This is a genomic window from Mesorhizobium muleiense (genome assembly GCF_900099905.1).
Taxonomy (GTDB): domain Bacteria; phylum Pseudomonadota; class Alphaproteobacteria; order Rhizobiales; family Rhizobiaceae; genus Mesorhizobium; species Mesorhizobium muleiense.
The window spans coordinates 53,354-78,161 of sequence record NZ_FNEE01000013.1; the positions used below are offsets into that span (position 1 = coordinate 53,354).

Here is a 24,808-nt window from a genome sequence, read left to right on the forward strand (position 1 = left end):
TTACCTCGGAGATCAATCCTTGAGGTTGTCGGGATTGAGCGGTGTTTTGAGCCAGGCTTTCGAGCTTTCGTCCAGCTTGCCGTCGGCCAGCATCTTGGCGACCGCGTCGTTGACCGCCTGCTTCAGGCGGTCCTCGTTCTTGTTGAGGCCGATATGCGAGGGCGAGGTGAGAAGCTGGAACTTCTGCTCCGGCTTCAGTGCCTCCTGGCGGGCGAGCACCTGGGCGCCGACATCGTTGCCGACGACCATCAGCTGGGTCTGACCCGAGATGAAGGCCTGTATGACGGAGTTGTAGTTGTCGAAACGGCGGATGTCGGCCGAGGCGGGTGCTGCCTCGGTCAGTGACGTATCTTCCAGCGTGCCGCGGTTGACGGCGATCGACTTGTCGGCGAGATCGTCCTTGCCTTCGACCTTGAGCGCGGCCGGGCCGATGACGGCGATATAATAGGGCGCGTAGGCGGCGGCGAAATCGATCACCTGCTCGCGCTCCTTGGAGTAGCCGACGCTCATCAGGATATCGACGCGCTTGTCGGTAAGATACGGGATGCGATTCTGCCCGGTCACGCTGACCAAGTTGAGATTGACCTTGAGCTGGTCGGCGATGAACTGCGCCACGTCGATGTCATAGCCCTTGATGCTCATATCGGCACTGGCCGAGGAGAAGGGCGGAAAGTCGGAGAAAATGCCGACATTGATCGCGCCGGCCTTGGTGATGTCGTCGAGCGCGTCGGCATTCGCGGCCTGGGTGGCAAGACCGAGGCCGGCGAGCATCAGCACGGCGGCGATGGATGATTTCATGTGAAGTGCCATTGTCGTTCCCCTGCTGGAAGCTTGTTTTGTTTGAATGCGGCCGCCGGCTCCAGCGCGGCGCTCGCCTTGGAAGTTCTTGCCTGATGCGTCAGGCTCGCTTGCCTGAGATCGCCGGGCTGAACACCATCAGGCTGAGGATCTCGAACAGCACCTGCGCGCCGGCATGGGCCGTGTTGGTGGTTGCGTCGTATTGCGGCGCCACCTCGACGACGTCGCCGCCGACGATGTTGAGCCCTTTGAGGCCGCGCAGAAGTTCAAGCACTTCCCGCGTCGTCAGCCCGCCTACTTCCGGCGTGCCGGTGCCCGGCGCAAAGGCCGGGTCGATGCTGTCGATGTCGAAGGACACATAGGTCGGGCCATCGCCGACTATTCTGCGCGCCTTCGCGATGATGGCGGGCATGCCGAGGCCGGTCACCTCTTCGGCATGCACGACGGTCATGCCGGATTCGTAGGTGAACTCCCACAGATATTCGGCCGAGCCGCGGATACCGATCTGGATGGTGCGCGACGGATCCAGCACCCCGTCCAGCACCGCGTTGCGGAACGGCCCGCCATGGTGGAACTTGGTCATGTCGAACAGGCCGCTGGTGTCGCAATGGGCGTCGATATGGATCATGCCGACCGGCGCCTTTTTGCCGACAGCCTTCAGGATCGGATGGCTGATCGAGTGATCGCCGCCGACCGAAAGCGGAACGACGCCGGCGTCGACGATCTGGTTGGTGCGGCGCTCGATGTCGTCATGGCTGGTCTCCAGCCGGTAACGGCTCTGGAACGGCACGTCGCCGATGTCGGCCACCTTCAGCTCATGTGTCGGCGCGCATTCCAGCACATGGTTGTAGGGGCCGATGCGCTCGATGGCGCGCAGTGCCCTTGGCCCGAAGCGGGCGCCCGGCCGGTTGGTCACGCCAAGGTCCATCGGCACGCCGATCATCGCCACCTGCAGATCGCCGAAATCAGGATTGTCGGCGGCTATTTCCCGGTAAGGCGCGCTGAGGAAGGTCGGGATGCCGGAATAGGGCGCCAGCCGCGTGCCGCTCTTGGAAAAAATCTTGTCGGCGACGCGCCGGAATTTTGGGTCGAACATCTCGCCGCCATGGCTTTCGCCATATTTGCGGCGCAACGCTTCGAGCTTGCCGCTGTTATAACCCATGTCGGTCCTCCATGGCTGGTGCAGTGCGGCCATCAATGACGGTCGCCATTCCTGCCGGCTGCCTGCGGATTTCACGTCTTGATGCTGTACGAGCCAAAGTGTCTTGCAGCTGCATTGAAAAATCAATTGATATTGTTAGGGTGTTTGCTGTGAGAAAATCTCACATTAATGTCGAGCACGGTCTTATCCAAAACCGGGGGGATCGTGTTCCTTTGAGGCTCCGATGGCCAAGCGTCTGCCTCCCCTGAATCCATTGCGCGCCTTCGAGGCGACGGCGCGCCATGCCTCGCTGACCAAGGCGGCGGCTGAGCTCAACGTCACCCACGGCGCCGTCAGCCATCAGATCAAGGCGCTCGAACAGTCGCTGGGCGTCAAGCTGTTCGAGCGCGCCGGTCAGCGGGTGAAGCTGACGCCGCACGGCGCCGAATTGCTGCCGGCGGTGTCGACCGCCTTCGACGGCATCGCCGCCGCCACGCAGCGCATGACGAGGCCGGCGAGCACCGGCGCCCTGTCGGTGTCCTGCGTGCCGGCACTGCTGCTGCTGTGGATGATCCCGCGGCTCGGCAGCTTCACCTCGCAGTATCCCGATATCAGGCTGACGCTGATCCCGTCGAATGATGCCAAGGACGTCCGCGCGCCGCATATCGATATCTGCGTGCATTATGGCGATGGCAGCTGGACCGATTGCTGGATGCGCAAATGGTCGGGCCTCGAACTGTTCCCGGTGGTGAGCCCGACGCTGATCAACAACCGTCCGATCCGCACCGTGCGCGATCTCGCCGATCACGTCTTCCTGCACGGGGACGACGGCCGCGAATGGCACACCTGGCTGGCCGCCGCCGACGCGCTGGATCTGGAGCGCGGCCGCCGCCACCATCTCGGCGACGCGCGCATGGCGAGCGAGGCGGCGGTCCACGGCCATGGCGTGGCGCTGGGCGATACGGTGACAGCAAGCGGACTGCTTGCCAGGGGACTGCTGGTCGCGCCGTTCAGCCTGTCGGTGCCGGCGGTCGACGATTTCTATGTCGTCTGCCGCAACGAGATGAGGTCGGCGCCGATCGTGCAGCTGTTCATCGACTGGCTGTTTGCCGAAAAGGAGCAGGCCGACGGCCGCGCCGATGCGCCGGTGGCGGGCCGCATCGGCATCCGCAGGAAGCGTCCGGCGCTGAGGGTGATCGGCGCCAAGACCGCGCCCTGAAGTTGCTGCAGCCGACGCAGCGCGCTTCCCGCAGCCTTTTCTTTTTGTCGGGCCAGCCGGCAAAGCGGGAGGCGCATTCAAAAATTCAATGCTAAGAGGCATTTGGAGCAATTCCCGGAATAGTGCGCAGCGGCTTCCCGGGAAAAGCACTAAACAAAAGCTAGGGCGAGCAGCGAAGGCGGCATCGAGACATGACCAAGACCGATATAGCGCGGCGCGTCTACAACCACACCTGGAAGCTCGACCCGATTGTCCGCAGCCTGCTCGACACCGATTTCTACAAGCTGCTGATGCTGCAGATGATCTGGGGCATGTATCCCAAGATCGACACCACGTTCTCGCTGATCAACCGGACCACCTCGGTTCGCCTTGCCGAGGAGATCGACGAGGCAGAATTGCGCGATCAGCTCGACCATGCCCGCACCTTGCGCTTCTCCAAGAAAGAGATGATCTGGCTTGGCGGCAACACCTTCTATGGCCGCAAGCAGATTTTTGAACCGGAATTCCTCGCCTGGCTCGAGAATTTCCAGTTGCCGGAATACGAGCTTTCCAAGCGCGATGGCCAGTACGAGCTCACTTTCAGCGGTCCGTGGATGTACACGACGCTCTGGGAGATCCCGGCGCTGGCAATTATCAATGAACTTCGCTCTCGCGCCGCCATGCGGGCGTTCGGGCCCTTCGCGCTCGACGTGCTCTATGCTCGCGCCAAGGCCAAGATGTGGGCCAAAACCGAGCGGCTGAAAGCGCTGCCGGATATCCGCATTTCGGATTTCGGCACCCGCCGCCGCCATTCCTTCCTGTGGCAGCGCTGGTGCGTCGAAGCGCTGAAGGAAGGCATCGGCGAGGCTTTCACCGGCACCTCCAACGTGCTTTTGGCCATGGACAACGACCTCGAGGCGCTCGGCACCAACGCGCATGAACTGCCGATGGTGTTCGCCGCGCTCGCCAATTCGGAAAAGGAAATGAAGCAGTCGCCCTACAAGGTGCTGCAGGACTGGCAGCGCTACTATGGCGGCAATCTGCTGATCGTGCTGCCGGACACCTTCGGCACCGCGGCGTTCCTGCGTGACGCGCCGGACTGGATCGCCGACTGGACCGGTTTTCGCCCCGACAGCGCGCCGCCGATCGAAGGCGGCGAAAAGATCCTTTCCTGGTGGCGCGGAAAGGGCAAGGACCCCAGACAGAAGCTGCTGATTTTCTCCGACGGGCTCGAGGTCGAGACCATCGAGGAAACCTACCGCCATTTCCACGGCAAGGTGCGCATGTCCTTCGGCTGGGGCACCAACCTGACCAATGATTTCGAGGGCTGCGCGCCGACCAAAACCAACCGGCTCGACGCCATCTCGCTTGTCTGCAAGGTCACCGAGGCCAATGGCCACCCGGCGGTCAAGCTCTCCGACAATCCCGCCAAGGCCACCGGCGACGAAAAAGAGATCGAGCGCTATTTGCGCATATTTGGCGAGAAAGACCGCGTGGAGCAGCTGGTCAAGGTGTGAGGGGCTGCGGATGGTTTCGCCTCGCCAAAAGGGAAATCTCGGATAGCGTGAGTTCCCGCCCACCCCCCTCTGTCCTGCCGGACATCTCCCCCGCAAGGGGGGAGATCGGCAGTTCGTTCGAACGGCGCCCTTCCTGCAACGTTGAAAATTGGCGAAAGCCGGCATGCCAACCAATCTCCCCCCTTGCGGGGGAGATGTCCGGCAGGACAGAGGGGGGTGCGAAGGATCACTGCGGGCGAGCATATTCTTTCTGGACGGGAGCTTTCATCTGTTCGGCTTTCATCGCATCACCCACCCCAGCCTTCGCCCATGCCTCCGATCGCGGCCACGTCCTGCTTCTGCCCACCGGCTACTACGTCGCCGGCGGCGCGTTCGCGGTCGCAGCCAGTTTTCTTGTCCTGGCGCTGCTGCCCCCAGACTTTCCTGCCCGCTTCTGGCGGCGGCGCCTGCCGCTTTTCGCATTCGGCGACGGCGCGCGGGCGGTCGTCAGCTTGATATCCTTTGCCGGCTTTGTAATTCTGATTGCGGCCGGCCTGTTCGGCAGCCGTGATCCGCTCTCCAACCCGCTGCCGCTGGCGATCTGGACGCTGCTCTGGGTTGGCCTGGTTTTGCTGCAGGGGCTGTTCGGCAATCTCTGGTCATGGCTCAACCCGTGGTACGGGCCCTGGCGTGTCATTTCCCGCCTGTTCGGCAATCGCAAGATCGTCAATCGCAAGACATGGCGACCGCCTGCCTGGCTCGGCTGCTGGCCGGCTTTCGCGCTGTTCTTCGCCTTCGCCTGGTTCGAGTTGATCGACCCGGCGCCCGACGACCCGGCGCGGCTCGCCTGGGCCGCCGGCCTTTATTGGCTGCTGAGTTTTGCCGCCATGCTGGTGTTTGGCTACCGCGACTGGACCCGGCGCGGTGAGTTCCTGACCGTCTTCCTCGCCATGGTTGCGCGCTTCGCCCTGCTTGAGCGCGACGAAGGCAAGCGCAATGAAGGCGGGCGCAATGAAGGCGGGCGCAATGAAGTCGAGCGCAAAGAAGGCGAGCGCAAGGAAGGCGGTCGGCTCAATCTGTGCTGGCCGGGCGCCAAGCTCAGCAATGCCGCGCCGCTGTCGCTCAGCGGCATTGCTTTCCTGCTGCTTGCGCTGTCGTCGGTGTCGTTCGACGGCCTGTCCAAAACCTTCTTCTGGCTCGGCCTGTTCGGCATCAATCCGCTGGAAGTCCCGGGTCGCACGGCGGTGATCGGCATCGGCAGCTTCGGGCTCGTTTTGACGTTCGTCTTGCTTGCAGCCGCGTTTATCATTGCCATCGTCCTTGGCCAGCATCTTGCCGGCAGCCCGCATTCCCTCAGTCAGGCCGCAGGGCTGCTGGTCTGGTCGATCGTGCCGATCGCGCTCGCCTATCATGTTGCGCACTATCTGACGGCGCTACTTGTCGATGGCCAATATGCGCTGGCCGCGCTTTCCGACCCGTTCACGCTGGGCTGGAACCTGTTCGGCACCGCCGACATGCCGATCGAAGCCGGCGTCGCTGCCGGCGCCGGCTCGGCATGGTGGCTGTGGAATTTCCAGGCCGGCGTCATCATCATTGGCCACATGCTCGCCGTGCTCGTCGCGCATGGCCTCGCCTGGCGATTGCATCCGCGTCCCGCGGGCGCCGCGCTCAGCCAGTTTCCGCTCACCGTGCTGATGATCGCCTATACGGTCTTCGGCCTGTGGTTGCTTGCCACGCCTTCGGTCGGGTGAGACAAAACCCGGCTTCGATGACGTCGATCAGTCCCCGGGGGAAAGCTCGCTTGCCACGTCAGGGCTTTGATGATTTAGTTTGTACACATGCAATTTCGGCGCTCTCACCAAGAGTGGCCCGTCTCGCTACAGCCATTGGTCAAACTCAAAAACAAGGGGAACTGCCGTGACTGACAAGAATGGGTTTTTCGATCTCTCCAAAACCGGTCTCACCCGCCGCACCGCGCTCAAGGGGTTGGCCGCGGGCGCCGGCCTTGCCGTCGCGCCTGGGTTCGTGCGCTACAGCCAGGCGCAAAGCTCGGCGCCGATAAAGATCGGCTTCCAGTCCCACCGCACCGGCATCGGCGCCGCCTATGGCCGCTGGTACGAGCGGACCACCGCAGCCGCGGTCAAGGCGATCAACGAAGCCGGCGGCATCAACGGCCGGCCGGTCGAGGTGATCATCGAGGATGACGGCACCGATCCCGGCCGCGGCGCCGAAGTGGTCGGTAAGTTCGCCACCCAGCACAAGACCGACATCGTCTACGGCACGCTGTTTTCGCATGTCGTCATCGGCTCGGCGCCCGCCGCCGGTGAGGCCAAGATGCCCTATTTTGTCGTCAGCGAAGGCCACCACGTCGCCTCGACCAAGCTCAACCGCTACGTCTTCCAGCCCGGCATCACCGACGTGAAGAGCCAGATCCAGGCGATGGCGCCGTGGATCGCGGCGAATGCCGGCAAGAAGGTGACGCAGATTTTCCCCGATTTCGCCTTCGGCTACGACCATCGCGACTACTTGCCGCCGGCGCTGAAGGCGCAGGGCGCCGAGGTCATCGCCCAGATCGCCATTCCGCCGACGGAATCGTCCTTCACCAAATATTTCCCGCAGATCCCGGCCGAGACCGAGGTGATCTACCACGTCATGGTCGGCCCTGCGGTGCTCACCTTCGTCAAGGAACTCGGCGAGTTCTACGGCTCCAGCCGGCCGCAGCTGTTCGGCTTCATCGATTCGCTCGAAGCCACCGACATCAACAGCCCCGGCCTCGAATTCCTCGACGGCAGCCATTTCTGGGAGGGCTCGCCGCGCTACGCGCAGCCCGTTGATTCCGCCGCGCAGAAGGCCTATCGCGCCGCCGTCGGCATCGACGACAATGGCGCCGCCGTCGGCGATCCGAAGGACGTCTCCACCGCCGCGCACATGTTCGGCTGCTGGGAAACGCTCTATGTCGTGAAAAAGGCGATGGAGGATGCCGGCTACAAGGGCCCGGAAGACCGTGCCAAGCTGGTCGAGGCGACCGAGGCCTTGACCGAGTTCGCCGAGGGCCCCGAGCATCCGCAAGGGCCGAAGACCTTCAATGGCAAGATCCACCAGTGTTTTGGCATCCAGAACATCTCAAAGGTCGAAGGCGGCCGGCTGAACGTCGTCCACAAGACCAAGATCGAGGACGGCCTCTACGAGCCGGAAGGGGATTACACGACGCAGGCGCTGTGAGCTTGCACCCTGCCAGCGTATAGCCGATGCACTTCGGACCTCATCTTCTTCTCGCCGCCCTCGAAGGCCTCGTCACCTCCGCCGTGCTGGCGCTGACGGCGCTTGGCCTGTCGCTGGTGTTTGGCGTCATGCGCGTCGTCAATGTCGCCCATGGCGAGTTCTTCATGCTCGGCGCGGTGCTTGCCTGGGCGATCTCCACGGCGATATCAGGCCATCCGGCGCTCGGCTTCCTCGCAGCCCTGGTGCTGGCGCCGCTGATCGTCGGCCTGATCGCGCTGGTCTCCGAAAGGCTGGTGCTGCGCCGGCTGAATTACAATCCGGAAGCCACCATCGTCGCCACCATCGGCATGCTCTACATCATCCAGCAACTGGCGCTGACCTTTTATGGTCCGGAGGCACGGCCAGTGGAGCCGCCCTTCAGCTACCGCATCCTTTTGCCGTGGTTCGGCTACTCCGGCTACAAGCTGTCGATCATCGCCGCATCCGCGCTTCTGCTGGTGGCGACCTGGTTCGTGCTGACGCGTACGAGAATCGGCCTCGTCATGCGCGCCACGCAATATGACAGCGAAACGGCGCAGGCCTTTGGCATTCCGGTCGACCGCGTCTATGCCGGCGTCTTCGCGCTCGGCGCTATGCTGGCGGCGGTGGCCGCGGTGCTGATCGTGCCGATCAGCCAGGCGCATTACCTGATGGGACAGGACCCGCTGCTGCTGTCCTTCATCGTCGTCATCATCGGCGGCCTCGGCTCGCTGCGCGGAACCGTGGTCGCCGCCGTGCTCATCGGCCTGTCGGACGGCATCATCTCGGTGTTCTTCTCGCCGACGCTGGCCAAGATCATCGCCACGCTGCTGGTGGCCATGGTGCTGGTGTTCCGGCCGCAAGGCCTGTTCGGGACGGCATCGCGATGAAGGAGGCTTCACCGTCAAAAGCCTATGCGTTGCATCTGGGCGTCATCGTCCTGCTGTTCGCCCTAAGCTTCGTCCTGCCGGAATATCACCACGGGCTGCTCGCCCGCATCATGGTGCTGGCGGTTTTCGCCATGGGCTACAACCTGCTGTTCGGCTATGTCGGGTTGCTCAGCCTCGGCCACGCCATGTTCTTTTCGGCTGGGCTCTATGGCGCAGGCCTTGCCGTCATCCACCTCGGCTGGAGCGTGCCGGCCGCCTTCGCCGCCGGCCTTGCCTGCGGCGCGCTTCTCGCGCTGGTGATCGGGCTGCTGGCGCTGCGCACTTCCGGTGTCGCCTTCATGATCGTCACCATGATGTTCGCGCAGGTGTTCTATCTGGTAATCCTCTATCTCGCGGCCTGGACCGGCGGCGATCAGGGCCTGGTGGTGCCGCAGTCGGCGCGTGTGCTTGTTTTGGGCGACACCTCGCTCGGCCTCACCAATCCGACCGTGCGCTACATGAGCGCGCTGGTCCTGTTCTCGATCGTGCTGCTGGTGACGCTCGGCATAGTCCGCTCCAGGTATGGCCGTGTGCTGGTCGCCATCCGCGAAAACGAGGAACGGACCAAAATGCTTGGCTACGACATTTTTTCCAACAAGCTTGCCGCGGTCGTCGTCTCCGGCACCATCTGCGCGGCTTCGGGCGCCGCCTACGCGCTGCTGTTCGGGTACGTCGGCTCGACCTTCGCCTCGGTGCAATATTCCATTCTGCCGCTGCTCTGGGTGCTGCTCGGCGGTGCTGCGACCACGCTCGGTCCGCTGATCGGCACTCTGTTCATGTACTATGTCGTCGACGTCACCAGCGGCTACACCTCGGCCTATCTGCTGATCGTCGGCATCGCCCTCATCCTGCTGGTGCTGTTCTTTCCCAGGGGCATTCTCGGCACCATCCGTCAGCGCTGGCTCGGATGGCTGCCATGATGCCGCTGCTGACGACCAAAGGCCTGTCCCGCAATTTCGGCGGCCTGCGCGCTGTCGATGGTGTCGATTTCGCCCTCATGCCGGGCGAGATCCGCGCCGTCATCGGCCCCAATGGCGCCGGCAAGACCACCTTCGTCAGCCTGATCAGCGGCCGCATCCAGCCGTCATCGGGCATGATCGTCTTCGACGGCGCCGACATTACCAACCTGCCGGCCTACGCCAGGGTCCGCCTTGGCATCGCCTACACCTTCCAGATCACCAGCGTCTTCGCCAACCTCACCGCCTACGATAATGTCGCGCTGCCGGTGCAGCGCACGCTGACCGACGGCCGCTCGAAAGGTGCTGTGCATGCCGGCGTCATGGCGGCGCTGGAGCGCACCGGCCTTGCCGACCGCGCCCATATGCCGGCCGGGCAATTGTCCTATGGCCATCAGCGTCTGCTCGAAGTGGCGATGGGGCTGGCGCTGAAACCGCGCCTGCTGATCCTCGACGAGCCGACGCAGGGGCTGGCCGACAGCGAGATCGACAATTTCATCGGGCTGGTGCGCGAGATCGCCAAAAGCGCCACCGTGCTGCTGATCGAGCACAACATGCCGGTGGTCATGCAGCTTGCCGACCGCATCACCGTCTTCAACGCCGGCAAGATCCTGGCCGAAGGCACGCCCGAGCAGGTCCGCGCCAATGCGCAAGTGCAGGACGCCTATTTGGGGACGACCCCATGACGCAACCGCGGGCTGAAGCACTGACCATCTCCGGGCTCGACTGCTTCTACGGCGAGGTTCAGGTGCTCTACGGCCTCGACCTCGTGCTGAACAAGGGCGAGGTGCTTTGCCTGTTCGGCCGCAACGGCGCCGGCAAGACGACGACGCTGAAGGCAATCATGGGCCTTGTTCCCTCACGCGCCGGCTCGATCAGGGTCGACGGCCGGGAATTGACCGGCCTGCCGGCGCATGACGTGCCGAAGGCCGGCGTCGCCTATGTGCCGCAGGGCCGGCGGCTGTTTGCCGAGATGACGGTGGCCGAAAACATCGAGATCGGCCTGATGGCCCGCGGCAAGGGCAAGGCGACGCGCGAAAACGTGCTCGAGCTCTTCCCGCTGCTGCGCCAGCGGCTGAGACAAAGCTCCGGCACGCTGTCGGGCGGCGAGCAGCAGATGCTGGCCATGGCCCGGGCCCTGTGTCTCGAGCCGCAGGTGCTTCTGCTCGACGAGCCGACTGAAGGGCTGATGCCGTCGATGATCGCAAAAATCCGCGAGACGGTAGCGAAGCTGCGTGTATCAGGCGTCTCGACGATCCTGGTCGAGCAGCGCGTCGATGCCGTGCTGTCCGTCGCCGACCGGGTCTCGTTCATCGAAAACGGCCGCAACCGCGAGACCGTCGATGTCGAGAAGCTTCGCGCCGATCCGTCGGCGGTTCGCCGCTATGTCGGCGTCGGCTGATCAGCGAAAGAACAGAAAACCCGCGATCAGGAAAATCGGGATCAGCACCGCGCCCGACCAAGCCATGTAGCCGAAGAAGCCCGGCATTTTTACGCCGCGATGCCTGGCAATGGCGTAAACCATGAAGTTCGGCGCATTGCCGATATAGGTGTTCGCGCCCATGAACACCGCGCCGGCCGAGATCGCCGCCAGCGTCGAGCCGAAGGTGGTCATCAGATGCTGCGGATCGCCGCCGGCGAGCTCGAAGAACACCAGATAGGTCGGCGCATTGTCGAGGAAGGAAGACAGCGCTCCGGTCATCCAGAAATAGGCCAGGTCGTTGGGCTCGCCCGTTGGCGAACTGACCAGCGAGACCAGCGGCGCCAGCGCGCCGTCGGGGCCGGCTCTGAGAATGGCGATGACCGGCACGATGCAGATGAAGATGCCGGCGAACAGTTTCGCCACTTCGGCGATCGGCTCCCAGTGGAAGTTGTTCGCCCGCCTGTGGCTCTTGCTTGAGACAGCGAGCGAAAGCAAGGCGAGGGCCAGGATGATGGCGTCGCGCACAAGGTTCTGCAATTCAAGGCTCACGCCCTGGACGGAGAAAGCCACGCCCGGCTTCCAGGTCGCGGAAAGCAGGATCGCGCCGATCACCCCGGCCAGCAGCGGGAAGTTGGCCAGGCCTCGAATGCGCACCTTCGTGTCCGGCGTCGGATCCTTGATCTTCGGCGCGCCGGCCTCGCGGTGATGCAGGATGATGTCCATGGCCAGGAAGACGGCCAGCACCAGGCCGCCGACGAACAGTGTCTCCTGATAGAGATTGGCAGCGGTCCAGAAGAAATCGATGCCGCGCAGGAAGCCGACGAACAGCGGCGGATCGCCGAGTGGCGTCAGCGAGCCGCCGATGTTGGACACCAGGAAAATGAAGAAGATGACGACATGGGCGTTGAACGGCCGGTTGTCGTTGGCGCGCAGGATCGGCCTGATCAGGATCATCGAGGCGCCGGTCGTGCCGATGACCGAGGCGAGCATCGCCCCAACCAGCAGCAGTCCGGCATTCACCAGCGGCGTGCCGTGGATGTTGCCGGCTACGAGGATGCCGCCCGAAATGGTGAACAGCGCAAACAGAAGAATGATGAACGACATGTATTCGGTGAGCAGCGCATGCAGCACCGCCTCTGCAGCCGAAGCCATGCCGAACTCCACCGCCAGCGGCACGACCGCAAGCGCCGCCCAGAACAAGGTGATCTTGCCGTAGTGGTGCTCCCAGACATGGTGGAAGAGCAATGGCCCGGTGGCGATCGACAGAAGCAGGCCGGCAAAGGGCAGCGCCCACCACAGCGACATTGTTTCGCCCGGCAATTCGTGGGCCTCGGCTGCAAGCACTGTTCCCGGAAACAGGGTTGCGACTGCCACCACAGCGCCCGCCGTCAAAGCCGCCGCAAACCGCATAATGCCCCCTCTGGAATTGTGTCGAATGCGATTGGTGATGTTCAAGCCAGCGTCACGCCGGCATCGCGCATTCGGTTCAGCATCGTCTCGAGTGAGCCATTGAGATCGATGCCGCGGCAGGCGTCGAGCCGCACTGTCGTGTGAAAGCCGTGCTTGACCGCGTCGAGCGCCGAGAAGGCGACGCAATAATCGGTCGCCAGGCCGACCAGGGTCAGCGTGTCGATGCCGCGCTCCTTGAGATAGCCGGCAAGGCCGGTCGGCGTCGCATGGTCGTTCTCGAAGAAAGCCGAATAGCTGTCGATCTCCGGGCGGAAACCCTTGCGGATCACCAGTTCGGCCCTGGTCCAGGCCAGGCCCGAATGGAAATCCGAACCCAGGCTGCCCTGGATGCAGTGGTCGGGCCACAGCGTCTGCGGGCCGTAGGGCATCTCGATCGTTTCGAACGGCTGCTTGCCGGGATGATTGGAGGCAAAGCTCGAATGGCCGGCGGGATGCCAGTCCTGCGTCAGCACGACATGTTCGGTCCGCCGGATCAGGTCGTTGACCAGCGGCACGATCTCGTCGCCGCCGGCCACCGCCAGCGCGCCGCCCGGACAGAAATCGTTCTGCAGGTCGATGATGACAAGCGCTTCGTCGGCCATGGAGCCTCCCTCTTGTTTGTCCCGGAGGCATGAAGTCTGCCGAAACGTGGAATCCGGTGTTCGAACCCGCCGAAAATGCCGCTGACGCAACGGATGCAGAAACTTGACCAGATGGCCGGCTGCGTCAACTCCAACGGCATAACAAATGCGTGCCGTCGCGCCGATACGGGCGCCGGCGCAAAACTCTGGCTTTGACAATTCCTGCCGGCTTGATATCATTTGCATACGAATGAATTTGACCGGCTCGGAGGCCGGCAAGTTCCGTCGGCAACCTTTTTGGGAAGGCCCATTTTTTTGGGAAGGCGGGCGTGATCCGTTACGCGAAACCCACCACGGTCGACGAGGCGCTCGCTCTGCTTGGCGAGGCTCGGTGGCGCATCCTTGCCGGCGGCACCGATTTCTATCCGGCACAAGGAGCCAAGCCTTTCCGCGACAATGTCCTCGACATCAACGGCCTGGCGACGCTGCGTGGTATTGCTGAGACCGACAGCCATTGGCTGATCGGCGCGCGCACGACATGGACCGATCTTGTCCGTCATCCGCTGCCGGCGGCTTTCGACGCGCTGAAGCAGGCGGCGCGGGAAGTCGGCTCCGTGCAGATCCAGAACGTCGCCTCCATCGCCGGCAATCTCTGCAACGCCTCCCCGGCGGCCGACGGCGTGCCGGCGCTGCTCGTCCTCGACGCCGAGGTCGAACTGCGCGCGGTGGCGATGGTCCGCCATCTGCCGCTGGAAAAATTCATCCTGGGGAACCGCCGCACGGAACTGCAGCCGGGCGAAATGGTCACCGCCATCCGCGTGCCGAAAAACGCGGCCACCGGCACGTCGGCTTTCGAAAAACTCGGCGCGCGTCGCTATCTCGTCATTTCCATAGCCATGGCGGCGGCCCGCTTGACCATTGAGGATGGCATCGTCGCCAACGCCGCCGTCGCCGTCGGCTCCTGTTCGGCGGTCGCCAGGCGTCTTGCAAGTGTCGAAGCAGCTTTGCGCGGCGTCCCGGTCGACGGATCTCTCGTCGCTGCGATCCAGTCCGCACCGATGGACGAGCTTTCGCCGATCGACGACGTGCGCGGCAGCGCCGAATACCGGCTGGACGCCGCGCGCGAGATTGTCGCCCGCGCCGTTCTCGGTGCCGCGGGTCACGCGTCGGTCGAGAAGGTAGCGGCGGCATGAGCCAAGCTCAACCTGGCATGACCAAAACTCAGCCTGGCATGAGCGGAGCTCAGCCTGGCATGGGCATGGAGCGCGCCGACATCGCCTTCGAGGTCAACGGCGCCGCCGTCTCTGTCTGCGTGCCGCCGGTTCGCCGTCTCTCTTCGGTGCTGCGTGACGAATTGCGGCTGACCGGCACCAAGGTCGGCTGCGACGCCGGCGACTGCGGCGCCTGCACGGTGCTTGTCGACGGCGAACCTGTCTGCGCCTGCCTGATGTCTGCGGCTTCTGCCGCTGGCACCGTGGTGACCACGGTCGAGGGCCTCGCTAACGGCAGATTGTCGGCGCTGCAGGCCTCGTTCCTCGACCATGGCGCGGCGCAATGCGGCATCTGCACACCCGGCCTGCTCATCGCGGCGACAGCGCTTCTGGACAGCAACCCCAATCCAACCGAGGCCGAAACCCTGGATGCCCTGGGCGGCGTCCTCTGCCGCTGCACCGGCTATCGCAAGATCATAGCTGCGGTGATGGATGCGGGACGGTTCGCGAGCGAATTTTTGACCGACGGCGCTGCCCCTCATCCGCCTGCCGGCACCTTCTCCCCGTATAATGACGGGGAGAAAGGACAAGTTTCTGCGCCGGCTACCCCTTCTCTCGATTTTGACCGCAGAATGCCAATCTCAGGCCACGCCGTCGGCTCCTCTCCAATTCGCCTCGACGGCCTGCCGAAAGTCACCGGCGGGGAAAAATTCGGCGGCGATTCCTTCCCGGCCGAAGCGCTGGCGGTGCTGGTGGTTCGCTCGCCGCATCATCACGCCCGCTTCGCCTTCGGCGATCTCGACGCCTGGATGAAAGTCCATCCCGGCATCGTCGGCGTCTTCACCGCTGCCGATATTCCGGGAAGGAACTGCTTCGGCGTCATTGCACCTTTTGCCGACCAGCCAGCGCTGGCCGAGGATTTTTCGCGCTTTCGCGGCGAGGCGGTGGCGCTGGTTGCCGGCGAGCGCGAGGCCATCCTCGATCTCGACCTTGCGGATTTTCCTGCTCGTTGGACCGAGTTGCCGCATGTCCTGCAGCCAGGCAAGGCGCAAGCCAGCGGTGTGCAGCCAATCCACGAGAACCGGCCGGCAAACCTGCTCACATCGGGCTTTGTCGAGCGTGGTGACCCCGACGCCGCCCTTGCCGGCGCCGCCTTCACTGTTTCCGGCGCCATCGACACGTCCTATGTCGAACACGCCTATATCGAGCCCGAGGCCGGCTATGCCTATATGGACGGCGACACGCTGGTCGTCGTCGCCTGCACGCAGGCGCCCTACATGGACCGCGACGACGTCGCAAAAGTGCTTGGCCTTGCCGTCGACAAGGTGCGGATCGTGCCGACCGCCACCGGCGGCGGCTTCGGCTCCAAGCTTGACGTTTCGTTGCAGCCGCTGATCGGTCTGGTCGCGATGAAGACCGGGCGGCCGGCAGCGCTCGCCTATACCCGTCATGAATCGATGATCTCGACCACCAAGCGTCATCCCGCCGAGATGAAGGCGACGATCGGGGCCGATGCCGATGGCCGCGTCACCGGCATGGTCTTCGCCGGCGATTTCAACACCGGCGCCTATGCGAGCTGGGGTCCGACCGTCGCCAACCGCGTGCCGGTGCATGCCTCAGGTCCCTATGCGACGCCGAATTATCGCGCCGAAGGCCGCGCCATCCACACGAATGGCCCGATCTCCGGCGCCTTCCGTGGTTTCGGCGTGCCGCAGGCGACGATCATGCAGGAGACGCTCTATGACGAACTTGCCGCAAAGCTTGGGCTGGATCGGCTCGATTTTCGTATGAAAAACTGCCTTCGGAACCGCTCCGAAACGGTTACCGGCCAGAGACTGGAATCGGGCGTCGGCATCGCCGACTGCCTCGAAGCGCTGCGGCCGCATTGGATGCGTGCGCTTGTCGATGCCGATGCGTTCAACAGTGCCAATGACAGCAGGAAACGCGGCGTCGGTGTCGCCTCCTGCTGGTACGGCTGCGGCAACACCTCGCTGCCCAATCCGTCGACCATCAGGGTCGGCATCTCGGCTGAAGGCGATGTCGTCCTGCATCAGGGCGCGGTCGATATCGGGCAAGGTTCCAACACGGTCATTGCGCAGATCTGTGCCGACGCGGTCGGCCTGCCGCTGGAAAAATTCCGCCTGAAAAGCGCCGACACGGCGATCACGCCGGACGCCGGCAAGACGTCCGCTTCGCGCCAGACTTTTGTGACCGGCAAGGCCGCCGAAAAGGCCGGCCGTGCCTTGCGCGAGACGATGCTGCGCTTCGCCAATGTGTCGGAAAAAGCGGCGATCGCTCTCGATGGCGCAAGCCTGGTCATCCACGAGGGCGAAGCGACACGGCATATCGATTTGTCCACGCTGAAGGCCGATGCCGACGGCTTGGTCTTTCGCGCTGAGGAAAGCTATGACCCGCCGACCCTGCCGCTCGACGCCAGGGGCCAGGGCAAGCCTTACGCCGTCTATGGCTACGGCGCGCAGATCGCCGAACTGGAGGTCGACCTCAAGCTCGGCACAGTCAAGCTGATCAAGATCACCGCCGCGCATGATGTCGGCAGGGCGATCAATCCGCTGCTCGCCGAAGGCCAGATCGAGGGCGGCATCGCGCAAGGCATCGGCATGGCGCTGATGGAGGAATACATCCCCGGCCGCACCGAGAATCTGCACGACTACCTGATCCCGACGATCGGCGACGTGCCGCCGATCGAAACCATCCTGATCGAAGTTCCGGATCCGGAAGGACCCTTTGGCGCCAAGGGCCTGGGCGAGCATGTGCTGATCCCGACGGCACCGGCGATCCTCAACGCCATCCGTCATGCCACCGGCGTCCTGGTCAGCAAAATTCCGGCGACGCCGAGCCGCATCCGCGCCGCGATCCGCGACAAGGAGCCGCGCCGATGAGCGAGCTTGCCGAACGCTTCGAGACGCATGATCCCGGCGAGAAGCAGGTGGCGGAAAAGATCCGCTGCGATGCCTGCCCGGTCATGTGCTACATAGCAGATGGCCGCACCGGCGCCTGTGATCGCTACGGCAATGTCGGCGGCAGGATCGTGCGGATGGATCCGCTGACCATCCTCGACCACTCGACCGAGACCGGCGGCGCTGTCGTGCCGTTTGTCGCCGAGGGCGAAGAATGGGACGGCGAACTGATCAACACCGGCCGCCGCTTCGTCACCGCGATCGGCGCCGGCACCACCTATCCCGACTACAAGCCGGCGCCTTTCATCGTCAGCCAGGAGGTCGAAGGCGCCGATCTCGTCACCGTCGTCACCGAGGGCATCTTCTCCTACTGCGGCGTCAAGGTGAAGATCGACACCGACCGTCATATCGGCCCCGAAACGGCGACGATCCGCGCGGCGGGCGAGGCGATCGGCCATGTCACGACAGGCGAATATGGCTCGCAGATGCTGTCGCTGGGCGGCGTGCATCATCTGACCGGCGGCTCGAAAGCCGAAGGTCGCGCCACCTGCGATGCGCTGCTCCATCTATGCAACCGCAAGCCGGTCGAACTCACCATCGACGGCGGTGCCACGGTCATCGTCGAAGCCGGCAAGCCGCCGGTCATCGACGGTCAGCTCGAGCAGCGGATGCGGGTCGGCTGCGGCTCTGCCACCATCGGCATGTTCGCCACCCAGTGGCGCGGCCTGGTCGACGAGGTGGTGGTGGTCGACGACCACATCACCGGCGTCGTTTCCGAGCATCAGGCGGGCAAGGTGCTCGGCTGGCAGGATACCGGCATAAAAATCATCGGCCGCCGTTCGACGCCGGGCCGCTATTTCAAGGTGTCGGAGCCCGGCCTCGGCTGGGGCGGCACCAGCATTTCCGACCCGCTGTCGATCCTTGGTGAGTGGAATGCGAAGAAGGGCGCGCATCCCGGCCTGTCGCTGCTGATGGTCTCGACCACCGGCGAGCAGTTCGCCTATTACGAGCTCAACGAGGAATTGAAGCCGGTGCAGAAACCGTTCCCCGAGCGGCTGCAGAAATCCGTCGGCCTGATCGAGGACAATTGCGAGCCGGCTCTGTGCACCGTGCTGTTCGTCGGCGGCGCCGGCGGCTCGCTGCGTGCCGGCGTCACCGAGAACCCGGTCAATCTGACCCGCTCGGTGCAGGGCCTGACGACGTATGTGACGGTCGGCGGCGCGCCGGTCTATGTCTGGCCGGGCGGCGGCATCACGCTGATGGTCGACGTCACCCGCGTGCCGGAAGGCGCCTTCGGCTATGTGCCGACGCCGGCGCTGGTGGCGCCGATCGAGTTCACCCTGCGCCGCGACGATTATGTCAGGCTCGGCGGCTACGAAGCCGAGATCCGCAGCGTTGACGACATTCTCGCCAAAGGCGGCGAGTATCTCAACCCGCGCCGCGGCACGGGCGCGCCGGCCAGCAATCCATGGCCGCCGCTGGCGCAGTTGCGGCGCGCAGCGGCAGTCGGGGCAAAGTAGTGATGAACGGCCCGCAGGCGCATTGGCTTGAGGACGGCAGGCGGCTGCATCTCAATCATGGCCCGATCGACCTGATCGTCGAGGCATTTGGCGAAGCGGACGAACGCCGCGCCGCCTATGGCCAGGCGGTGGCGCGGTTTCAAACAATCCTGCAGGAGCTCGTCGACGAACTGCCGGAACTGCGCCGCCCGGCCTCGTCGCGACCACGTGCTTTCGCTGGCCCGATGGCGCGACGCATGGAAGCAGCGATTGTTCCGCTGGCGAAACAATTCATCACGCCGATGGCTGCGGTCGCCGGTTCGGTAGCCGACGAAATGCTTGGTGCGCTGCTGGCCGGCCGCCGGCTCGATCGCGCCTATGTCAACAATGGCGGCGACAGCGCGATCCATCTCGGCAATGGCCGGTCCATGACGCTTGCCATTGCCGGGACAGGTCATGGACTGGCGGACCGGATCACGATCCCCGCCGAAGACGGGATCCGCGGCATCGCGACCAGCGGCTGGCGCGGCCGTTCCTTTTCGCTCGGCATCGCCGACGCTGTTACCGTACTGGCGCGGACCGGTGCTGAAGCCGACGCCGCCGCGACCTTGATCGCCAACGCCGTCGACCTGCCCGGCCACCCTGCCATTGAGCGCGTGCCGGCGCGCGATCTGGCGCCCGACAGCGACCTTGGCGATCGCCTGGTCACGCAAGCCGTCGGCGCGCTTTCATCGGGCGAAATAGCCGCCGCGCTGGACCGAGGGCTCGCCGTCGCCGAAGATTTTCGGCGACATGGCCTGATTGCCGCTTCAGCGCTGTTCCTTGCCGGTCAGGCACGGATCGCCGGTCCCATGGCGCTCGTTGCGCCCAACGAGAAATCGAGGAAGGAAATTGCCCATGCCTGAGTTTGCGATCCGCAAGATTGCGGTGCTGACCGAGGAGATATTTCATGAGGGCGGGCCGGTGGCGAAGGTGCCGCGCCGCCGCGCCGCCGCCATGGCGGTGGTGAACAACCCATTCGCCGGCCGCTACGTGGAAGACCTGCAGAGCGCCATGGACGATCTGAAGCCGCTCGGGCTGCTGCTCTCCGACAAGCTGATCGCCGCATTGGGCGGCGACTTGAAACAGATCGACGGCTACGGCAAGGGCGCCATCGTCGGTATCGCCGGCGAACTGGAGCATGGCGCGCTGTGGCATGTGCCTGGCGGCTATGCCATGCGCGAGCGGCTCGGTGACGCCAAGGCGATCGTGCCGTCGGCAAAGAAGGTCGGCGCCTTCGGCGCGCGGCTCGACATACCGCTCGGCCATATCAACGCCGCCTATGTGCGCAGTCATTTCGATGCCATGGAGGTCGGCATCAGCGACGGACCTCGTCCCGACGAGATCCTGTTCTGCCTCGCCATGACCTGCGGCCCGCGCGTACATGACCGCATGGGCGGCCTCGCGGCGAAGGACATCAAGGCATGGGACGGACTGCGGTGAGCGCCGAAGACATCAAGCTCAAGCTGGTCGAGGCCGAGGAGCCCGACGAGAACGATTACCGCCTGCAGGAGCAGGTCGGCTTCATCCTGCGCAAGGCGCACCAGCGCCATGTCTCGATCTTCGCCGCGCACATCGCCGACCTGACGCCGCCGCAATTCGCCGCGCTGGCCAAGTTGCACGATGTCGGCGAGACCTCGCAGAACCAGCTTGGCAGCCTGATCGCCATGGATGCGGCGACGGTAAAAGGTGTCATCGACCGGCTCAAGGCGCGCGGCCTGGTCGAGCTTTCCAAGCATGAGGTCGACAAAAGGCGCCTGCTGGTCAATCTGACCGCGGAAGGCCGCAAGGCGGTCGAGCGGCTGATCCCGATCGCCCGCGAGATCACCGAGGAAACGCTGGCGCCGCTTTCATCCAAGGAGGCGGCGATTTTCATGAGGCTTTTGGCCAAGCTGGCGTGAGCGCGGCCTTGGTCAGTGCTGCCCCTCACCTGCCTGCCGGCATCCTCTCCCCGTAGAACGGGGAGAGGGGCGCCGTCATCGACGACTTCGCCTCAGAGCCCGTGCTCCTTCAGGATTTGGGCGGCATTTTCCTTGGTGATCTTCTGCGTCGGCAGCGTGATGGTCTTTTCGACCTTCTCGCCGTTCAGGAACTTGATCGCCTGCCGCAGCCCTTCGGCGCCCGGCGTCACATAGGTGAACGTCGCCGTCAGCTCACCATTGGCAACAAGCTGCACGCCTTCATTGGGCAGGCCGTCGATGCCGATGAACTTGATGTCCTTCTCGCGGCCGACATCCTTGGCGGCAAGATAGGCGCCGTAGGCCATCGGATCGTTGTGACCATAGACGAGGTCGATCTTCTCGTTGTTGCGCAGTGCCGTGGCCATGATGTTGTAGGCCTGGTCCTGCTTCCAGTCGCCCGACTGTTGGTCGAGCAAATATTTTATGCCCGGCTCCTTGTCGGTGAATTCATGGAAGCCGTCATGGCGGTCATGTGCCGGCTGGGTGCCCATACCGCCCCAGATCTCGACGACATTGCCTGATGCCTTGCCCTTGCCGCCGAGCAATTCGACGGCGTATTCACCGGCAGCCCGCCCGATCAGCTTGTTGTCGCCGCCGACGAACTGCGTGTAGTCCTTGGTCTCGACATTGCGGTCGAGGACGAAGACCGGGATCTTGGCGTCGATCGCCTGCTGCACGACACCGGTCAACCCGGCGGATTCCTTCGGTGACACCAGCAGCGCGTCGACTTCCTGGCGGATCAGGTTCTCGACATCGGCGACCTGCTTTTCCGTCTTGTCCTCGCCGTCGGTGACGATCAGCTCGACTTCCGGATGCTTGGCGGCCTCAGCCAGGATGTCCTTGTTGAACTGGGCGCGCCACGGCTCGATGGTCGTCACCTGCGAGAAGCCGATCTTCCACTTCTTGTCCTGCGCGTAGGCGTTGCCGCTGGTCAGAAGGGCGGTCGTGGTCAGCAGCGCCGCGGCGACAGCGGCAAGCTTCAGCAATTCACGTCGTTTCATTTCTTGTTTCCTCCAAGATTTAGAGACGGGGTCTCTTTTGACGGCCGCTTTGCTGCGGTCGTTTCCTTGTGCGCCGCTTTTCCACCAGGCAGGCGCAGATAGTAGAGAAGATCAAAGGCATTGCGCTCCTGGACGAGCACGGTGCCGATGATGATCATCCCCTTCAGCACGAGCTGAAGGTTCGAATTGATGTTGTGCAATTGCAGGATGTTCGAGAGCAGCCCGAAGATCAGCACGCCGCAGAATGTGCCGATCAGGCTGCCGCGCCCGCCCATCAGGCTGGTGCCGCCGATGACCACGGCGGCGATGGCATCGAGCTCTAGCCCGGCGCCGGCATCCGGCTTGCCTTGCCTGTATTGCGCGACATAGAGCACCGCCGCCACGCCGGCCAGCAGCCCGGACACGGCGTAGGTGGCGATCTTGACGCGGCCGGCGGCGATGCCGGACAGCCGCGCCGCCTCTTCGTTGCCGCCGATGGCGTAGACATAGCGCCCGAACGGGGTGAAGCGCAGCACCGCGCCGTAGATGAGGATCGCTCCGAGGAAGAACAGGCCCGGCATCGGGATCACGCCGAACACCAGCGAGCGCAGCATCTCGAAATCGGCGGTGGCGTTCGACCCGGTGTAGACCGGCAGCACCGCATTGTTCTGGCCGGCGGTCAGCCGGGCGATGCCGAGCGCCGTCACCATCATCGCCAGCGTGACGATGAAAGGCTGCAGCCGCCCGGCAACGATGATGAAGCCGTTGAGCGCGCCGAACAGCAGGCCGACGCAAGGCGCCACCAGCAACACGCCGACCACGCCGAATTTCGAGCCGACCTGCGGCAGCAGGTACCACAGCACCAGACTGCAGAGGATCACCCCGACGATGCCGGGCGTGACCAGCCCACGAACGCTGTCCAGCCTGACGGCGTGGGTGGCCTGCGGGCCGGCGCGCGATTTTTCGATGTTCAGGAAGATGAAGCGGGTGACCAGAATGCCGAGGCAAAGGGCGACCACGGCAACTGTCGGCACCCCCAGCACCACCGCCGGCGTGACGCCCGGAACCGTCAGCAGCATGGCGCAGACCACGGTGCATATCGCCATCAGCGAGCCAACGGAAAGGTCGATGCCGCCGGTGATGATCACCGCCGTCATGCCGGTGGCGATCAGGCCGGTGGTCGACACTTGGCGCAGCACATCGAGCAGGTTGCCGTAGGACAGGAAGATGTTGTTGCCCTTGGAGCTGATCGGCGAGCCCAGCACGCCGATCAGGAAGATGGCGATCAGGCCCCAATAGAGCTTCGTCCGCGACAGGATGTTCAAGATGCTCATGCTGCGGGTCTCGTCATGGTCCGGCGTGGCGCCGCGAGCCGCATGATGGCCTCCTCGCTGGCTTGCGCGCGCGACAGGATCCCCGTCTGGCGACCATCGGCCATGACCAGGATGCGATCGGAAAGAAGCAGCAGCTCCGGCAATTCCGAGCTGATGACGGCGATGGCGAGCCCGTCTCGCGCCAGCTTGAAGATCAGGTCGTAGATCTCCCGCTTGGCGCCGACATCGATGCCGCGTGTCGGCTCGTCCAGCAGCAGCACCCGCGGCCGCGTCGCCAGCCACTTGCCGATGACGACCTTCTGCTGGTTGCCGCCGGACAGGGTGCCGGCCGGCTGCTCGATGGTCCCGCAGCGAATGCCGAGCGCCTTGACCGCCTGCCGCGCCAGACCTTGCTCGGCGGCCCGCGAGCGAAGCCCGAACCGCGCCAGCGTGCCGACCAGCGGCAGCGCGACATTGTCGGTGATCGACGCCTGAAGATGCAGGCCCTGCGTCTTGCGGTCCTCCGTCACCAGGGCGATGCCGAGCCGGCGGGCGTCGCGCGGCGAACGGATTTCCACCGGCTCGCCGTCGAGCCGGATTTCGCCGCCGGCGCGGCCGCCGCTGGAGCCGAAGATGGTCTCCAGGATTTCGGTGCGTCCCGAGCCGAGCAGTCCGCCTATCCCCAGAATTTCGCCTTCGGCAAGATCGAAGGCGACGCCGTCGAGCGCGGTGCGCCAGCCGTGGCGGTCTGGTTTCGACAGCGATAGGCCGCCTACGGAGAGAACGACCTTGCCGCTGGGATCACGCTCTTCCTGGGAAGAGGCAAGCAGGTTGCGCCCGACCATCGCCGATATGATGGTATCTTCGTCGAGCTTTGCCATCGCCTCGGTCAGCACGCGGCGTCCATCGCGAAACACGGTGACTCGGCTGGCCAGATGCATGACCTCGTCGATGCGGTGCGAGATGTAGACGATCGCCACGCCGTTGTCGGCGAGCTGGCGGATGATCCGGAACAGCCTCTGGCATTCGGCCGGCGAAAGCGCGGAGGTCGGCTCGTCCATGATCAGGATGCGCGCCGACATCGACAATGCCTTGGCGATCTCGACCAGCTGCTGCTCGCCGACACGCAGGCTGCCGACCCGCGCATCCGGGTTGAGCTCGATGCCGAGCCTCTGCAGCAGGGCGCCTGCGGCATGGCTGCTTGCCTTGCGGTCGACGATAAGTCCGGCGATCAGCTTCTCGCGCCCGAGGAAGATATTATCGGCAACGCTGAGTTCGGGAACGAGATTGAGCTCCTGGTGGATGATGGCGATGCCGGCATGCTCGGCGTCGCGCACCCCGGCGAAACGGACCGGATGGGCATCGACGTTCACCGTTCCGTCGTAATCCGTATAGATGCCGGAGAGGATTTTCATCAGCGTCGACTTGCCGGCGCCGTTTTCCCCCATCAGCGCATGGATCTCGCCGCGCCGCAGCTCGAAGCCGACATCGACAAGTGCGGCGATGCCACCGAAGGTCTTGGAGATGTGCTCGGCGCTCAGAACGACAGCCGAGCGGCCGGCGGCCGCATCATCTCCGGACGTGATGGAATTGCCATGCTCCATGACAAGAACGGCCTCCCTTCCGTTGTCGTCGAACATCTCAAACGCTAATCTAAACGTTTCGAACATGTCAAG

The 24,808-nt window shown here is 64.2% G+C and carries 21 protein-coding genes; 14 read left to right on the plus strand and 7 right to left on the minus strand.

Going from position 1 to position 24,808, the window contains the following annotated elements:
• Positions 1 to 12: 12 nt before the first annotated feature.
• Both BLT09_RS21325 and speB read right to left on the minus strand, forming a co-directional pair.
• Positions 13 to 810, minus strand: a complete 798-nt coding sequence (locus BLT09_RS21325) for a transporter substrate-binding domain-containing protein (protein WP_091596308.1) — start codon at positions 808 to 810, stop codon at positions 13 to 15.
• A gap of 88 nt (positions 811 to 898) precedes the next feature.
• Entirely contained in the window at positions 899 to 1,960 is a 1,062-nt protein-coding gene (gene speB / locus BLT09_RS21330; RefSeq protein WP_091596310.1) for an agmatinase, read from the minus strand.
• A gap of 223 nt (positions 1,961 to 2,183) precedes the next feature.
• On the opposite strand from speB, the gene gcvA reads away from it, so the two are divergent.
• The 8 genes from gcvA (at position 2,184) to BLT09_RS21375 (ending at position 11,160) form a co-directional block, all read left to right on the plus strand.
• Complete coding sequence (gene gcvA, locus BLT09_RS21335; RefSeq protein WP_091596313.1) at positions 2,184 to 3,158, plus strand: transcriptional regulator GcvA; 975 nt, start codon at positions 2,184 to 2,186, stop codon at positions 3,156 to 3,158.
• 191 nt (positions 3,159 to 3,349) lie between these two features.
• Positions 3,350 to 4,654, plus strand: coding sequence for a nicotinate phosphoribosyltransferase (gene pncB / locus BLT09_RS21340; protein ID WP_023801535.1), 1,305 nt, complete (start codon positions 3,350 to 3,352; stop codon positions 4,652 to 4,654).
• 194 nt (positions 4,655 to 4,848) lie between these two features.
• Complete coding sequence (locus BLT09_RS21350) at positions 4,849 to 6,384, plus strand: hypothetical protein (RefSeq protein WP_091596317.1); 1,536 nt, start codon at positions 4,849 to 4,851, stop codon at positions 6,382 to 6,384.
• A gap of 166 nt (positions 6,385 to 6,550) precedes the next feature.
• Entirely contained in the window at positions 6,551 to 7,855 is a 1,305-nt protein-coding gene (locus BLT09_RS21355; protein ID WP_091596319.1) for an ABC transporter substrate-binding protein, read from the plus strand.
• A gap of 26 nt (positions 7,856 to 7,881) precedes the next feature.
• On the plus strand, positions 7,882 to 8,763 hold the full coding sequence (locus BLT09_RS21360; RefSeq protein WP_091596321.1) for a branched-chain amino acid ABC transporter permease: 882 nt from the start codon (positions 7,882 to 7,884) through the stop codon (positions 8,761 to 8,763).
• Positions 8,760 to 9,722 (plus strand): branched-chain amino acid ABC transporter permease, encoded by a 963-nt coding sequence (locus BLT09_RS21365; RefSeq protein WP_091596323.1) that lies wholly within the window; start codon positions 8,760 to 8,762, stop codon positions 9,720 to 9,722. Before BLT09_RS21360 ends, BLT09_RS21365 begins: the two co-directional genes overlap by 4 nt.
• The gene (locus BLT09_RS21370; RefSeq protein ID WP_091596521.1) at positions 9,719 to 10,444 is read left to right on the plus strand and encodes an ABC transporter ATP-binding protein; all 726 of its coding nucleotides are present in this window, start codon (positions 9,719 to 9,721) and stop codon (positions 10,442 to 10,444) included. The genes BLT09_RS21365 and BLT09_RS21370 overlap by 4 nt, the downstream gene beginning before the upstream one ends.
• Positions 10,441 to 11,160: an ABC transporter ATP-binding protein gene (locus BLT09_RS21375; protein ID WP_091596325.1), complete on the plus strand. Its 720-nt coding sequence runs from the start codon at positions 10,441 to 10,443 to the stop codon at positions 11,158 to 11,160. The genes BLT09_RS21370 and BLT09_RS21375 overlap by 4 nt, the downstream gene beginning before the upstream one ends.
• Here the strand turns inward: BLT09_RS21375 and BLT09_RS21380 are convergent, their stop codons facing one another.
• Together BLT09_RS21380 and pncA are read right to left on the minus strand one after the other, a co-directional pair.
• The gene (locus BLT09_RS21380; protein ID WP_091596327.1) at positions 11,161 to 12,591 is read right to left on the minus strand and encodes a sodium:proton antiporter; all 1,431 of its coding nucleotides are present in this window, start codon (positions 12,589 to 12,591) and stop codon (positions 11,161 to 11,163) included.
• Positions 12,592 to 12,632: 41 nt separating this feature from the next.
• Positions 12,633 to 13,232 (minus strand): bifunctional nicotinamidase/pyrazinamidase, encoded by a 600-nt coding sequence (pncA, locus tag BLT09_RS21385; protein ID WP_091596328.1) that lies wholly within the window; start codon positions 13,230 to 13,232, stop codon positions 12,633 to 12,635.
• Positions 13,233 to 13,540: 308 nt separating this feature from the next.
• Here pncA and BLT09_RS21390 point away from each other — a divergent pair, with 308 nt between their 5' ends.
• From BLT09_RS21390 to BLT09_RS21415, 6 genes are read left to right on the plus strand one after another with little or no spacing between them, the layout of a single operon-like run.
• On the plus strand, positions 13,541 to 14,404 hold the full coding sequence (locus tag BLT09_RS21390) for an FAD binding domain-containing protein (RefSeq protein ID WP_091596330.1): 864 nt from the start codon (positions 13,541 to 13,543) through the stop codon (positions 14,402 to 14,404).
• Positions 14,405 to 14,442: 38 nt separating this feature from the next.
• The gene (locus BLT09_RS21395) at positions 14,443 to 17,322 is read left to right on the plus strand and encodes a molybdopterin-dependent oxidoreductase (RefSeq protein WP_091596332.1); all 2,880 of its coding nucleotides are present in this window, start codon (positions 14,443 to 14,445) and stop codon (positions 17,320 to 17,322) included.
• Positions 17,319 to 18,860, plus strand: a complete 1,542-nt coding sequence (locus BLT09_RS21400) for a 6-hydroxynicotinate reductase (RefSeq protein WP_091596334.1) — start codon at positions 17,319 to 17,321, stop codon at positions 18,858 to 18,860. The genes BLT09_RS21395 and BLT09_RS21400 overlap by 4 nt, the downstream gene beginning before the upstream one ends.
• Before the next feature lie 2 nt (positions 18,861 to 18,862).
• The gene (locus BLT09_RS21405) at positions 18,863 to 19,744 is read left to right on the plus strand and encodes a UPF0280 family protein (protein ID WP_091596336.1); all 882 of its coding nucleotides are present in this window, start codon (positions 18,863 to 18,865) and stop codon (positions 19,742 to 19,744) included.
• On the plus strand, positions 19,737 to 20,321 hold the full coding sequence (locus BLT09_RS21410; RefSeq protein WP_091596338.1) for an amino acid synthesis family protein: 585 nt from the start codon (positions 19,737 to 19,739) through the stop codon (positions 20,319 to 20,321). Before BLT09_RS21405 ends, BLT09_RS21410 begins: the two co-directional genes overlap by 8 nt.
• The gene (locus tag BLT09_RS21415) at positions 20,318 to 20,779 is read left to right on the plus strand and encodes a MarR family winged helix-turn-helix transcriptional regulator (protein ID WP_091596340.1); all 462 of its coding nucleotides are present in this window, start codon (positions 20,318 to 20,320) and stop codon (positions 20,777 to 20,779) included. Before BLT09_RS21410 ends, BLT09_RS21415 begins: the two co-directional genes overlap by 4 nt.
• A gap of 92 nt (positions 20,780 to 20,871) precedes the next feature.
• Here BLT09_RS21415 and BLT09_RS21420 read toward each other — a convergent pair whose 3' ends face one another.
• Genes BLT09_RS21420 through BLT09_RS21430 form a run of 3 tightly spaced genes read right to left on the minus strand, consistent with a single transcriptional unit; the run spans position 20,872 to position 24,736 of the window.
• Positions 20,872 to 21,840, minus strand: coding sequence for a substrate-binding domain-containing protein (locus BLT09_RS21420; protein ID WP_091596342.1), 969 nt, complete (start codon positions 21,838 to 21,840; stop codon positions 20,872 to 20,874).
• Entirely contained in the window at positions 21,837 to 23,153 is a 1,317-nt protein-coding gene (locus BLT09_RS21425; RefSeq protein WP_091596344.1) for an ABC transporter permease, read from the minus strand. The genes BLT09_RS21420 and BLT09_RS21425 overlap by 4 nt, the downstream gene beginning before the upstream one ends.
• Complete coding sequence (locus BLT09_RS21430) at positions 23,150 to 24,736, minus strand: sugar ABC transporter ATP-binding protein (RefSeq protein WP_091596523.1); 1,587 nt, start codon at positions 24,734 to 24,736, stop codon at positions 23,150 to 23,152. The genes BLT09_RS21425 and BLT09_RS21430 overlap by 4 nt, the downstream gene beginning before the upstream one ends.
• Positions 24,737 to 24,808: the final 72 nt, after the last annotated feature.